The organism is Colwellia sp. BRX10-1, from assembly GCF_014077545.1.
Classification (GTDB): Bacteria; Pseudomonadota; Gammaproteobacteria; order Enterobacterales; family Alteromonadaceae; genus Colwellia_A.
Genome location: NZ_JACGWC010000007.1, coordinates 168,657 through 183,044, shown reverse-complemented (window position 1 = coordinate 183,044; position 14,388 = coordinate 168,657). Strand labels below are relative to the sequence as shown.

At 36.8% G+C, this 14,388-nt stretch carries 13 protein-coding genes; 10 read left to right on the top strand and 3 right to left on the bottom strand.

The window, feature by feature from the left end; all coding sequences use genetic code 11:
- Positions 1-685: 685 nt before the first annotated feature.
- Positions 686-1,306 carry a hypothetical protein gene (locus H4J75_RS08630; protein ID WP_182173615.1) on the top strand — a complete coding sequence of 207 codons (621 nt, stop codon included), beginning with the start codon at positions 686-688 and terminating at the stop codon, positions 1,304-1,306.
- 497 nt (positions 1,307-1,803) lie between these two features.
- On the opposite strand, the gene H4J75_RS08625 is transcribed toward H4J75_RS08630, so the two are convergent.
- The 3 genes from H4J75_RS08625 to H4J75_RS08615 all read right to left on the bottom strand — a co-directional run bounded on the left by H4J75_RS08625 (position 1,804) and on the right by H4J75_RS08615 (position 5,161).
- Positions 1,804-3,087, bottom strand: coding sequence for an HlyC/CorC family transporter (locus tag H4J75_RS08625; protein ID WP_182216728.1), 1,284 nt, complete (start codon positions 3,085-3,087; stop codon positions 1,804-1,806).
- 77 nt (positions 3,088-3,164) lie between these two features.
- Positions 3,165-3,965, bottom strand: a complete 801-nt coding sequence (locus H4J75_RS08620; RefSeq protein ID WP_182221883.1) for a cytochrome c biogenesis protein CcsA — start codon at positions 3,963-3,965, stop codon at positions 3,165-3,167.
- Between the two features lie 89 nt (positions 3,966-4,054).
- Positions 4,055-5,161 carry an SO_0444 family Cu/Zn efflux transporter gene (locus tag H4J75_RS08615; RefSeq protein ID WP_182216731.1) on the bottom strand — a complete coding sequence of 369 codons (1,107 nt, stop codon included), beginning with the start codon at positions 5,159-5,161 and terminating at the stop codon, positions 4,055-4,057.
- Between the two features lie 257 nt (positions 5,162-5,418).
- On the opposite strand from H4J75_RS08615, the gene ffh reads away from it, so the two are divergent.
- The 9 genes from ffh to H4J75_RS20135 all read left to right on the top strand — a co-directional run bounded on the left by ffh (position 5,419) and on the right by H4J75_RS20135 (position 14,388).
- Positions 5,419-6,810, top strand: a complete 1,392-nt coding sequence (gene ffh / locus H4J75_RS08610; protein WP_070375879.1) for a signal recognition particle protein — start codon at positions 5,419-5,421, stop codon at positions 6,808-6,810.
- Positions 6,811-7,130: 320 nt separating this feature from the next.
- Positions 7,131-7,379 (top strand): 30S ribosomal protein S16, encoded by a 249-nt coding sequence (rpsP, locus tag H4J75_RS08605; RefSeq protein WP_070375880.1) that lies wholly within the window; start codon positions 7,131-7,133, stop codon positions 7,377-7,379.
- A gap of 26 nt (positions 7,380-7,405) precedes the next feature.
- Complete coding sequence (gene rimM, locus H4J75_RS08600; RefSeq protein ID WP_070375881.1) at positions 7,406-7,936, top strand: ribosome maturation factor RimM; 531 nt, start codon at positions 7,406-7,408, stop codon at positions 7,934-7,936.
- A gap of 1 nt (position 7,937) precedes the next feature.
- Complete coding sequence (gene trmD, locus H4J75_RS08595) at positions 7,938-8,759, top strand: tRNA (guanosine(37)-N1)-methyltransferase TrmD (RefSeq protein ID WP_259366338.1); 822 nt, start codon at positions 7,938-7,940, stop codon at positions 8,757-8,759.
- 37 nt (positions 8,760-8,796) lie between these two features.
- The gene (gene rplS, locus H4J75_RS08590) at positions 8,797-9,150 is read left to right on the top strand and encodes a 50S ribosomal protein L19 (RefSeq protein WP_070375882.1); all 354 of its coding nucleotides are present in this window, start codon (positions 8,797-8,799) and stop codon (positions 9,148-9,150) included.
- A gap of 578 nt (positions 9,151-9,728) precedes the next feature.
- Positions 9,729-10,394: a PEP-CTERM sorting domain-containing protein gene (locus H4J75_RS08585; RefSeq protein ID WP_182221882.1), complete on the top strand. Its 666-nt coding sequence runs from the start codon at positions 9,729-9,731 to the stop codon at positions 10,392-10,394.
- Between the two features lie 896 nt (positions 10,395-11,290).
- Positions 11,291-12,049 (top strand): DeoR/GlpR family transcriptional regulator, encoded by a 759-nt coding sequence (locus tag H4J75_RS08580; RefSeq protein ID WP_182216736.1) that lies wholly within the window; start codon positions 11,291-11,293, stop codon positions 12,047-12,049.
- 275 nt (positions 12,050-12,324) lie between these two features.
- Positions 12,325-13,845, top strand: coding sequence for a glycerol-3-phosphate dehydrogenase (gene glpD / locus H4J75_RS08575; RefSeq protein WP_182216738.1), 1,521 nt, complete (start codon positions 12,325-12,327; stop codon positions 13,843-13,845).
- 291 nt (positions 13,846-14,136) lie between these two features.
- Positions 14,137-14,388: an ice-binding family protein gene (locus tag H4J75_RS20135; protein ID WP_310733749.1), complete on the top strand. Its 252-nt coding sequence runs from the start codon at positions 14,137-14,139 to the stop codon at positions 14,386-14,388.

Genomic DNA, 14,388 nt, shown 5'->3' with positions numbered 1-14,388 from the left:
GATAAAATTTTACTGAAATTTAGGCAAAAAAAAACGCATTACTTAAAAAAGAATGCGCAATAAAAACATAACTACTAATAACTACTAAGGGAGAAACATAAACACTTATAAAGTAAGAGTGTTAGTTGTGGTTTTAGTTCCATTTATTTAGCTATTTTTATTCATCGTTTTATTGGCAGAGTCGTTGGTGATTAAATCGGTTGTTACTGACAAAATGCTGATAAACGTTTATTAGAATTTAGGCAAAAAAAAACGCATTACTTAAAAAAGAATGCGCAATAAAAACATAACTACTAATAACTACTAAGGGAAACATAAACACTTATAAAGTAAGAGTGTTAGTTGTGGTTTTAGTTCCATTTATTTAGCTATTTTTATTCATTGTTTTATCGGCAGAGTCGTTGGTGATTAAATCGGTTGTTCCGGATAAAATGCTGATAAACTTTTACTAGAATTTAGGCAAAAAAAAACGCATTACTTAAAAAAGAATGCGCAATAAAAACATAACTACTAAGGGAGAAACATAAACACTGCTAAGTAAGAGTGGCAGTTCTAGTTTTAGTTCAATAATGTTTCATTTAAAATAAAAATATTTTTTACAACACTACTCTCACTATTATCTAGTTGGTATAAGGTCGTCTTTCTGGCATGATAACAATATCCAATCCAATAACGTACTGATGTTATGTCGTTTATTAAACCTTTTCTTATTTCATTGTTCAGCATCATACTCCTCTCAAGTTGTGCTACATCACCGCCAAAAAATCCTGAAAATATCTGTGAAATTTTTCGTGAACACCGTGATTGGTATTTTGCTGCCAAAGAAGTGCGTGAGCGTTGGGGGGTGCCTATCCATGTGCCCATGAGTATGATGTTCCAAGAAAGTTCATTTAGAGCCGATGCTTTGCCTCCTAGAGACTATTTACTGGGTTTTATCCCTTGGGGTCGGGTAAGTACTGCTTACGGTTACTCTCAAGCAAAAACGATGACTTGGGATGATTATATTAAAGAAACAGACAATTCTGGCGCCGACCGTGATGACTTTGACGACGCTATTGATTTTATGGGTTGGTTTATATTTAAAACACAGAAAATTAATAAGGTCTCTAAATGGGATGCTTACAACCAATATTTAAATTATCACGAAGGTTGGGGAGGCTTTAAGCGTCGCTCTTATAAACAGAAGCCTTGGCTGGCAAAGGTCGCCCGCAAAGTCGATAACCGAGCACGGCGCTACAGTAGCCAATTAAAAAGCTGTGAAGCAGATTTAAATCATGGTTGGTTATGGCGATTATTTTTTGCATAAAGTTTATTTGTCGATATAACTGTAATTAGCTTTGTGAGTATGGTCTTTTATAAAAAGGTCATGCTTTTTAGTTTTAGGGCTAAATTAAAGCCAATGATTGTTCACCGAGTTACATAACATAAGTAGTGATAACATGTAGCATAAATAGTACTTATATAATCTCTTTGCAGTAAAAATGCTCGCAAAGGCTTACGTTTCTTATCATAAAAATTATTGTAAAAAAAACTTCATAAATATTAAAGAAAGGCATTGCATTATTTGAGGGCTGGCTCTTATTGGGCTGCGTTTTGTTATCCACAGAAATTGTGGAAAAATCATTATTAGATCAAGTGGTGTGAATAACTCTGTGAATAACTTTGTGGCTTGCTGCTATTATCCACAAAAGAAGAAATAAGAGCATCTAAAAGTAATTGTTACTATGATAAGGATTTCATAAAAAAAGGCCTTAAAATGATGATTTAAGGCCTTGTGTTATATCTATGGTGTAACCAAACTTGCTACTTTTCTTTATCATTATCGAGATAAAGTTCAGGAAGGATCCTAACTGTTTTGATCATATTATCTGAGACATCAACAATTTCTAAAGGGTAACCTGCTATACGTACACTTAAATTAGCTTCTGGTATATCTTCTAAATATTCGATAATTAAGCCGTTTAATGTTTTAGGGCCATCGGTAGGGAAATTCCATGTCATTTCTTTATTAATATCCCTCACCGTAGCACTACCATCGACTAAATAACTACCATCAGGTTGTGCATTAACCTCTTCACTTGTCGTCGGCGTCATCGTTGTTGTAAAGTCACCAACGACTTCTTCCAAAATATCTTCTAGGGTTACTAAGCCTTGAATGTCACCATATTCATCGACGACTAAGCCTAATCGTTCTTTGGCATGCTGAAACTTTAATAGTTGCACATTCAGGGTGGTGCCTTCGGGAATAAAATATAATTCTTTTATTGCTCTGATTAAGGTGGTTTTAGTAAATTGATTTTTGAATAAGAGTTTCAATGCATCACGTAGATGAATATAACCGACAACATCATCCATATTGTCTCGATACAATAACACACGGGTATGGTTTGATTGTGCCAGTTGTTTTTGAATCTTTTTCCAGTCATCATTAATATCAATGCCCACTAACTCATTACGTGGGATCATAATATCTTCAACGGTCACTTTCTCTAAATCAAGAATACCGACCAACATATTTTGATCGCGCTCGGGTAACATAGCCCCAGAGTCATTAACAACGGTTCTAAGTTCTTCTGAGCTTAAACTGTGATGAACACGTTGTTCAGAACTAACACCGATTAATAGCAATAAACCGTTAGTGATCCAATTTACAGCAACAACGAAAGGGAACAACAGCTTCAATAAAACAGATAAGACAACTGAGCTTGGAAAAGCGATTTTTTCAGGGTATAACGCCGCTAATGTTTTTGGGGTTACTTCAGAAAATATAAGCACAACAAGTGTTAATGCAATGGTTGCAACCAACACACCCATGTCACCAAATAAACGTAAGCCGATAATAGTGGCAATCGCAGAGGCCGCTATATTAACAAGATTATTGCCAATAAGTATTAAACCAATTAAACGGTCTGGACGCTCTAATAATTTACTGACGCGTTTAGCACCTTGATGATTTTGTTTTTCTAAATGGCGAAGTCGATAGCGGTTAAGCGACATAATGCCAGTTTCAGATCCTGAAAAATAGGCTGATAGAATAATTAGAATGCCAAGAATGGCAAAGAGCATTTCCGTTGATATGTTGTCCAAAAAAGGAACCCTATGTTGTGTTATAGATAGTCATTAAGTACGTTATATACTTATTTAATGACCATTATTTTGATAATTTACAGTAAAATAAATTCTTTAACAAATCGACTACCGAAATATGCCAATGTTAATAAAGCACTACCGGTAACCATTAATATTAATACTCGATGTCCTCGCCAACCCCTATTGTAATGACCCCAGAGTATCGTTGAATAGACCAGTAGGGCTAATATAGACAATATTGTTTTATGTAAGTTTTCGTGTGAGATCATCCCATCTAAAAATAAGAAGCCAATCACTTGGCTGAGTAATAAAAAACTCGTGCCAATACTTAATATAATAAAAAGCTGACCTTCAACTTGCATCAGTGGTGGTAAATGATTGACCGCCGCCAAATTTTTTGTTTTTAATTTAAAATGGATGTAAGCCACTTGAAACGCATAAAGTGTCGCAATAATCAGCGTACAATAAGAGAGCAGTGCAAGCGTTACATGGCTTATTACACTTAATTGGTGATTAATTAAGGGGGCTTGTTCAACACTCGGTATGAATATCATCAAAAATTGCCAAATACCCGCAAAACCATAAATAACTGGTAAGAGTAAATTCACCTTAAAGCGCAAAGCAAATGCAGAGACTGATAAACAAATAATTAAACTGACTAAAGAAATAACGTTAGGCAATGCAAAGTTAATATCCGCTTGAGCAACTAAAAACTGTGCATTACTTAACGTGTGAAGCACCATAGCTAAACAGCCAAAAAATAATACAAAAACTAAATTAGGCCCTTTAGGGTGAAATAAACGTAATAACATTGCAGAAGTTGCTACAGCATAAGCAAAAAATGCAATTAAAGAACAAATATCCGAAAAACTCACAACGTGCTCCCACACAAGAACTTAAAAGTTAGGTATTTATACCTGCAAACGATTCTATCAGAATGCGGGTAATACACCCTATATTAAAACTATAAAACTAATTTTCTTAAAGGCTTTATCGATAAAAAGGCAATTAACCCTGCGCAAGTTAACCCAAACCAAAAGGGTAGTAACTCATGGCTATGTTGCATTTGCTGCGTAATATTAATATCAAAAAACGCCAAGCCCCAATCAAGTAGTAAGCCAAAGCCAATTGCACACGACGAAATACCTAATAAATACCGGATTAAAACACTGCTGCCCATTTCATTTTTAATGACGCCCAATGTTGAAATATTGGTTGCAGGGCCAGCCATCATAAAGACCAACGCTGTGCCAGGAGATATACCGGCTAAAATAAAGCCCGCGGCGACAGGGGTCGATGCAGTGGCACAAATATACATAGGGATTGATATAACAATCATCACTAACATTGCGCCTAAACCACTTCCGTAGCTAAGTAAAAAAGAGGCGGGTAAAAATGTTTTTATTAACGTGGCAAAAACTAAACCGACTAATAACCAAATAATGATATCGTCTATCAATTGCGTTGCCGCGTAATGAATACCTGAGGTGGTTTTACTGATAAAACTTGCTGATTTTGTTGGTGGTTCAGATGTTTTTTCACTGGCACAACATGAAGATTTTACATTTTCTGTCGCAAGTACAGGTTCAGTAACTACTTTTTTCTTACTTGGACAACAACTAGGTGCATCTTCAGTTGCTGATTTTGGCAGAGTAATGTCTTCTTTTTTTATCGTTGAAACCAATAAGCCTGTAATAATAGCAGAAAATATCGCAGTTATTGGACGATAAATAGCAAACACGGGCCCTAATAAAGCATATGAAACAGAAACAGAGTCAACGCCTGTTTCTGGGGTCGCAACTAAGAAGGATGAGGTTGCAGAAGCGGAAGCGCCACTGCGACGTAATTCAGTCGCAACAGGGATAACACCACATGAGCATAAAGGTAAAGGTGCGCCAATGAGTGCGGCTTTAATAATAGCGAGTTTCCCTTCGCCTAAATGTTGACTTAAAATTTTAGTGGGTACCCAAGACTTCATTAAACCAGCGATGAGTAAACCTAATAATAACCAAGGACTTGCTTCAGCACTTAGGGCTAAAAAGTTTGTCAGTAATGCAGATAAATATTCCAAGACAGTCACTATATTAATTATATAAAAGTTAAACCAACCTACAGCTTACCATACTTATATTAAGGTGCATTAGTCGTTATCAAATAACGACGATTTATTTATCTGATCTGCTGTTCTTTACTCTTGTAGTTAATTGATAAATCTAACGCTAATGAGCATGAAGAAACTGAGAGGATTTGCTATTAATCCTTTCGCTTATTTTATTGGCGGGTATAATATGCAATAATTTTTATATTCAGCACAATATAGAGTCATACATGTTTGAGAATCTTTCCGATCGTTTAACGAAAACGTTAAAAAATATCAGCGGCCGTGGCCGATTAACAGAAGACAACATTAAAGAAACATTACGTGAAGTGCGTATGGCACTTCTTGAAGCGGATGTTGCCTTACCGGTTATTCGTGATTTTATCGCTAAAGTAAAAGAGAGCGCGGTTGGTCAAGATGTCTCTAAAAGTCTTACTCCAGGACAAGTCTTCGTAAAAATTGTTCAAAAAGAACTTGAACACGCTATGGGTGAAGTCAACGAGACCCTTAATTTAAAAGCGGCTCCGCCAGCTATTGTATTAATGGCTGGTTTACAAGGGGCGGGTAAAACAACCTCTGTGGCAAAGTTATCAAAATACTTAACAGAGCGTGAAAAGAAAAAGGTATTAGTCGTCAGTGTCGATGTTTATCGTCCGGCTGCTATTAAACAGCTAGAAACATTAGCAAACGAAATTAATATTGAATTTTTCCCAAGTGATATTTCGCAAAAACCAATAGATATTGCTAATGCAGCTATTGAACATGCTAAAAAGTTTTTATTTGATGTATTAATTGTTGATACTGCGGGTCGTTTACATGTTGATAAAGACATGATGACTGAGATACAAGACCTACACGCGGCTATTAATCCAATAGAAACATTATTCACCGTTGATGCAATGACGGGACAAGATGCGGCAAACACAGCGAAAGCCTTTGGTGACGCTTTACCGTTAACCGGTATCATACTGACCAAAACTGACGGTGACGCTCGAGGCGGTGCTGCGCTTTCTATTCGCCATATTACCGGCAAGCCTATTAAATTTATGGGTGTTGGCGAAAAAATTGAAGCATTAGAACCTTTCCATCCTGACCGTATTGCCTCACGTATTCTTGGTATGGGCGATGTACTTTCTTTAATCGAAGAAGTTGAACAAAAGGTTGATAAGAAGAAAGCTGAGCAATTAGCCAAAAAATTTAAAAGTGGTAAAAGTTTTGATTTAGAAGATTTTCGTGAGCAACTTGTGCAAATGAAAAACATGGGTGGCATGACTAGCATGATGGACAAATTGCCAGGTATGGGCAATATGTCAGATAAAATTAAAGATCAAATGGATGATAAATTAACCTTACGAATGGAAGCTATTATTAGCTCTATGACTAAAGGTGAACGTGAGCGTCCTGATATTATTAAAGGTTCTAGAAAACGTAGAATTGCTGCAGGTTCAGGTACTCAAATTCAAGATGTGAATCGTTTATTAAAACAATTTATGCAAATGCAAAAAATGATGAAAAAAATGTCTGGTAAAGGTGGCATGCAGAAAATGATGCGCTCAATGAAGGGCATGATGCCTCCAGGCGGTGCAGGCGGTGGCCCAGGTGGCGGGATGTTCGGCCGTTAAAGATAACATCATTTATAAAAAATAATGATGCTGCAATATCCTGTGGAAAGGCATGATGCTTCTAAACTGCGGTGCAGGCGGTGGCCCAGGTGGCGGGATGTTCAGCCGTTAAGATAAACAATATTTAATTTCAAAAGGTAGCGTTCGCTACCTTTTTTGCTTTTAGTCTTTAGTCATTTCAGGTTTATCATTAGCACTGGGCGATCTTTATACTTGCTATTTATCCTAGGAAGCGTAAAATACGCGAGCTTTTCTGTCACCTAGGGTGTCAGGAAATGTCTGGAAAATTCGTTTTAACACTTTAAATAATAGAGGGCGATATGGTAACCATTCGTTTAGCTCGTGGCGGCGCCAAAAAGCGTCCATTCTATCAGGTTGTTGTTGCAGATAGCCGTAACTCTCGCGATGGTCGTTTCATCGAGAAAGTTGGCTTTTTTAACCCAACAGCAGAAGGTCAAGCTGAGAAATTACGCTTAGACCTAGACCGTATCAACCATTGGGTTGGTCAGGGTGCTGGTTTATCTGATCGTGTGGCTAAGTTAGTTAAAGACGCTCAAGTAGCAGCTTAATTAATTTAGTAGGTTTAGGAGTTGTTGTGGAAGAAATAAATAAAGAAGTCATCTTAGGTAAAGTAGGCGCAGTTTACGGTATCAAAGGTTGGTTGAAAATTCATTCGTTCACTGATGAAACCGAAGCTATATTAGACTATTTTCCTTGGTCTCTAAAATTAGGGAATAAAATACAATCAGTCGATATATCTGATTGGCGCAAACATAATAACGGACTCGTTGTTCATGTTGCTGGTATTGATGATCGTGATATAGCCCAAAAGCTTGTCGGATCAGAAATATTTGTCAACGAAAGCGCACTAGCAGAATTGCCCGACGGGGAGTTTTACTGGCGCGATTTGATCGGCATGTCTGTTGTTACTGACAAAGGTTACGACCTTGGTCATGTTTCTGAAATTTTAGAAACTGGCGCTAACGATGTACTGGTTGTTAAAGCTAATCGTAATGACGGCTTTGGTCAAAAAGAGCGTTTAATTCCGTATCTTTTTGAACAAGTTGTAAAATCAATTAGTGCTGAAAATAAACAAATTTGTGTTGACTGGGACCCAGGTTTCTAACTTGAGTAATAGTGTTTTAACAAACAAACGATGGTATGGGGTGATAAGCCTTTTTCCTGAAATGTTTGACGCCATTACAGAGTATGGGGTGACAGGCCGAGCGATCCGTAACGGGTTAATTGAATTTCATAAGTGGAATCCAAGAGACTTTACGCACGATAAACATAGAACCGTTGATGACCGTCCTTATGGCGGTGGTCCGGGCATGTTAATGATGGTGCAACCGCTACGTGATGCTATTAAAGCTGCAAAAGCTGCTGCGAATTTCGCTGCAGATTCTGCGATAGGTGATAATAGTAGTTCTGATAAAGAACAAGTCAAGGTTATATATTTGTCGCCGCAGGGACGTAAACTCGACCAAGCTGGTGTACGCGAATTAGCACAACATAATAAGCTGCTATTTATAGCAGGGCGTTATGAAGGCATAGACGAACGATTAATTGAGTCGGAAATCGACGAAGAATGGTCTGTCGGTGATTATGTTTTGAGTGGTGGAGAACTCCCCGCAATGAACATGATCGATGCTATAGCACGTTTTGTGCCCGGTGTTTTAGGACATAATCAGTCAGCTGAGCAAGATTCTTTCTCAGAGGGTTTATTAGATTGTCCTCATTACACAAGGCCAGAAGTACTCGACACTTCAATAGAAGCTATGTCGGTACCTAAAGTGCTATTAAGTGGTAATCACGAACACATAAAGCAATGGCGTATGTTTAAGTCACTAGAAAGAACATGGACCAGAAGACCAGAACTATTAACTAACCTAGCTCTGACAGCAGAACAAAAGAAAATGTTAGCTTCTATTAAAGAAGATAATAAATGATTTTGTTGATGCCTGTGAACCCTAGGAAGAAGGTATTATGAGTAACATTATTGATATGCTCGAAAAAGAGCAGATGAAAACAGATTTACCAGCATTCGCACCAGGCGACACTGTTGTTGTACAAGTAAAAGTTACAGAAGGTGATAAATCACGTCTTCAAGCATTTGAAGGTGTAGTTATTGCAATAAAAAGCCGTGGCATCAATTCTGCATTCACTGTTCGTAAAATCTCGAACGGTGTTGGTGTAGAACGTGTATTCCAGACACATAGCCCTATTGTTGACTCTATTGAAGTCAAACGTCGCGGTGATGTACGTCAAGCTAAACTTTACTACTTGCGCGAGCTATCTGGCCGTAAAGCACGTATTAAAGAAAAATTGGCAAAAAGATAATCTCTTTTTAAGCCCGTTTTGCTTTAGCAATACGCATAAAAAAAGCCTGAATAATTCGTTATTCAGGCTTTTTTTGTTTTAGTCTATATTCTGATACAGTAATCTATCTTACTGATTCTACTGGTTGTATTCTTATCCATTCAAGATGACTGACAAGCTATTTACCCGTCGGTTTTAGTTCGACCCTCTCACCGTAGAAGAACGAGTTAAACCCTAGTTTAACGATCATATTACTTGACTGAAGATTTAAAGCTCACTGACTTTACTTACTATAGTAATTTATTAACTTAATTGGAAAGTACTAATAGCGAACATAAGTTTTGTCGCCCTTGGTCGGTTTACAATCTAGTTTAGCAGTCTGATGTCATAAAGGTTAGTTAGTCATTTCTCATAATAGTTTGCAATTTAATAATGTTATTATTTTGTTTTACTCTATGTCGTTGAATTTAGTTGTTATTTTTATTGGTGTATTTTTTGCATTAATAAGTGAGTAGAGTGGTTTATTTGCATAATAAAAATTATGTTATTCATTCTGCGAATATTTATTCTACGATTATTTATTATAAGAGGTAAACCCAATGAAATTTAAACTTTTAAAGCAATTAATAATAATGTGCTCTATGGTTGCAGGTGTATATGCGAATGCAGGATTAATAAGTAAAGATTACTCAGCAGCAGCAGATGGATTACTGACTGTCGATACTGTTGGTCAAACTGAGTGGTTAGATGTATCAATTTTTTATGGTATGAACTTAGATGCTCTCCAAGGTTCTAATCAGTGGGCGGCTGATGGGTTTCATTTGGCTACAGACGTAGAATTAATCTCGCTATTTAAAAATGTTGGTATCACACTGGGAGTAGACGGAACCGGTTCTCTAGGATTCGGGCTAGGACTAGGACATTCAACGGCTAGCATAGTAGCTATGCAAGATCTCCATGAAAAATTTGGCGGAGGTCCTGGCGGATTACCCTTAATACAGGGGATACTCGCTGATACGGACAACGATGGTTTAAGCAACTTAGGCGGTTTAAATGCAATATCAAGTATTGCAGCCGTTAATCTAGGTATAGATATTTGGGGAGGAGGTTTCCTAACCAATAACGTTGACGATACTGTAGGAGCATTTTTTGTACGTAGTGTTGACGTTCGTGAGCCATCTACGGTTCCTGAGCCATCGACATTTGCTATTTTTTTATTGGCAATGACAGGTTTTGCATCACGTAAATTTAAAAAACAGTCTTAAAATAATTTATATCATAATTAATTATCGTCGATTTTAAAAGCTGATAATCCTATATATATCATCAGCTTTTTTATTATCAATAAGCATTTATTCGTTTAATAAATGCTTTATTATAAACTATAAATTCAGACATTTTTTAGCCTAATCATTAGTTAAAAATGATTACTTATTTGACTGATAGGTTTTGATCTAGATAATGCTTTTACTTACTTTGTATGGATTGTACGGAAATTTTCAGTCGTCATATAAATTATCATAAGTTGTTTTATCTAATTTGAATCGAAATGCCTTTCTCTTTGCTACATATCTGCTAATTCCTCAAGAGAGTTATATAACCCAGCCCTAGGTCACGCGATAGAATCTATATCTGCTATGACTCTTTCGATACCTATAATGTTTTAATGGTAACAATAAAGATAGTAGAAGCCTCTCTATAACTGCTGATATTAAAGCATGGGTAATTTTTAAAAGGGTAAGTGATTTTTTATTCCGTTCGTGTACATGAATACCAATAACACATTATCTGATGTACTGGTTGCTGCAGTGTAATGTCTTTACCACAGGTTAATTTTGACAATATTCACTATTAACACTGTCAAAGCTAGCACACGATTTTACAGTGTTGTGAGCGCCATCAACGCTGTCTAAAACAATTTTTGTTATCTAAACAAAGGATAATAAATAATGTTATTTCTATTCAGATAGTGCTTCTAAATTGTCGTCAGTGCTGAAGAATTACAATGCGTTGTTAAATTTTCATTTAAGTTCATTTATGTTCATTTTGTGGTTTATACATAACAACTAAACGATTATATAAAATATTATTAGTTAATTTGTTTGCTTATATCGATGCAGGTGGCAAAATAGCGACATCTAATTCATAAAGTATAAGTTTAATGACACAACAGCAACGACAAGCGTTAATTTTAGAGATGATTAAAAAAAGCGGTTTTGTCAGCATTGATGAACTTGTTGAACACTTTAAGGTGACACCACAAACGGTTCGCCGAGATCTTAATCAGTTAGCTAAAGTACAAAAAATTTCACGTCATCATGGTGGTGCCGGCATTGAATCAAGTACTGTCAATACTGATTATCAAACACGAAAAATTATGGATCTTCAGGCCAAGGAAAAAATTGCTGCTGAGTTAGTGCGCATGATACCCAATGGAGCATCTCTTTTTATCAATATCGGTACAACCACAGAAACCATTGCGCGTGCCTTATTGGATCATAAAAGCCTTCAAATTGTGACGAATAACTTAAATGTTGCTTCTATACTTGGTGCCAAGGAAGATTTCTCTGTTGTTATTGCTGGTGGCGAAGTTCGCCATAGAGATGGCGGTGTCATAGGTGAAACAACGGAAGACTTCATTAAAAATTTCCGTATGGACTTTGGTATTATTGGCATCAGTGGTATTGATATCGAAGGTTCACTTTTAGATTTTGATTACCGAGAAGTTAGAGTAGCTCAAGCTATTATTGCCAATTCACGGCAAGTGATTTTAGCGGCCGATCACTCAAAATTTGGTCGTAACGCTATGGTACGCTTAGGTAATATTAATCAAGCAGATCATTTTTTTACCGATGCTCCTCCTCCTGATGAAATACAGAAAATCCTTTCAGATCATAACGTCACTTTACATTTAGTTTAATTTATAATCATTATTTATTAGCACTAACTGTTAGCAATATATAGCTCCTTCTCCTAAGGTTTAGTTTAAAGCCTACTTGCTAAATAAATTTTTTATAATCAACAATTCTTTAATTATCAAAAAAGTATAAAGATATGTTCGTTTATGTTCGTAATTTATTGCTTTGTTTTCACATTGGTTGTATTGTTCAGCAAATAATATCAACGTTAAGTAAAGGCAAGCGACAAAATAGTGAGGGCTAAAGTAATTTCCTCTGGTCGCAACTAAGGAACAATATGAAAGATCAAAGCGTTATTTATGATTTACTCGTTATTGGTGGGGGGATCAACGGTACAGGCATTGCTGCCGATGCAACAGGTAGAGGGTTAAATGTTTTACTTTGTGAAATGAATGATCTTGCCTCCTCAACCTCATCAAATAGCAGTAAACTTATTCATGGCGGTTTACGTTATCTCGAGTACTATGAGTTTCGCTTAGTTCGAGAAGGGCTTGCTGAACGTGAGATCTTATTAAAAAATGCGCCCCATATCATATGGCCTTTACGTTTTCGTTTACCTCATCGTAGTCATCTACGCCCTTCTTGGATGATAAGAATTGGCTTGTTTATGTATGATAACTTAGCTAAACGAGCAACATTAAAGGGCTCAAAGGGAATTAAATTTGATAAAAATAGTCCCGTTGTAGATACAATCACTAAGGGATTTGAATACTCTGATGCATGGGTTGATGATGCTCGGATGGTGGTTCTCAATGCCATTGCCGCTAGAGATAAAGGCGCGAATATTATGACGCGTACTCGTTGCTCAGATGCAAAAAGAGTTGGTGATATTTGGGAAGTAACACTCAATGATAATATCACCGGGGAAAAACAGCTTGTTAAAACTAAAGCGTTAGTAAATGCTGCCGGTCCATGGGTAACAAGTATTTTCGATGAAGCATTAAAAAAGCCATCACCTAAAAAAATTCGTTTAATTAAAGGCAGCCACATTATAGTGCCGCGTATTCATAACGAGTCGCAGGCTTATATTTTACAGAATGAAGATAAACGTATTGTCTTTGTTATTCCTTATGAAGATGACTTTTCTTTGATTGGAACAACGGATATAGAGCATGTCGGCGATCCCGCGACAGCTTGTATTTCAAAAGAAGAAACTGATTATTTAATCTCGGTAGTTAATGACCATTTTAAACACCAAATATCAAACAAAGATATCATCGCGACTTATTCAGGCGTTAGGCCCTTACTCGATGACGAATCAGATTCGCCTGCAGCGGTAACCCGTGATTATACTTTCGAAGTAGATGCACCTAAGGGAAAAGCGCCTTTGTTATCAGTATTTGGTGGGAAAATTACCACTTACCGTAAATTATCTGAAGCTGCAGTTAATGGAATTATTGATCATTTTCCCGATGCGGGTGAATGTATAACAGCAGATACTGCTTTACCAGGGGGCGATTTTGATAATCAACACAATTTACAAACCAGCTTGCAACACCAATATAGCTGGTTACCCTGTCAAATAATTAAGCGTTATGTTCGCTCTTACGGTACGTTAAGTCATAAAATCTTGGCTGGAATTAACTCACTAGAAGGCATGGGTGAGTATTTTGGTGCCGGTCTTTACCAACGCGAGGTAGAGTACTTAATTCAACAAGAATGGGCTGTTGATCTTGAAGATATTATTTGGCGAAGAAGCAAACTTAGCCTACATTTAACCGCCAAAGAAAAATCTGGATTAGCACATTTTTTAGTGACATTTAATTCCAGTAAAAAAGTTACATCTACCAGTGAATAATAACAAATAAAAGCCGAGTGATATTCGCCTGTTCTTTGTAAATACAGTGCTCGCTTTGACGACTTTAGTTTGCTCTGTACTGTATTATCTTTGATAAAGGAATAATAACAATATCAGAGGTGAATGGCTGAACAATTGATTTGGCTGGGCGCTAGTTGTTGAGCTGACGCCCATCATTAACAATCAGGAAGCGCTTATTACGTCTGTGCAACAAGATATAAAAGACATGGGTACAGGAACAGAACTCGTATCAACCACTTTTGGTACCAACGACGAAACACTTGAGGAGGTATTTACAGCACAATAAATTATTTAACCATAGCGATAGGTAAAACCTTAACGCTTGATGGTAAAGGTATCGATGGCTCTTGGCTTTTTAATATCGCCAACTATCTAACCTTCTCTGTAAACTCAACAGTGATATTGAAAGGTGTTACCGATAACAGCACCATTATCTGGAATGTTCTTGGCGACAAAACCGGCTCAGCAGGTTACACAACCGGCGCTGAGGCTAGAGGTTATATTAATAATCATTTATTCTAG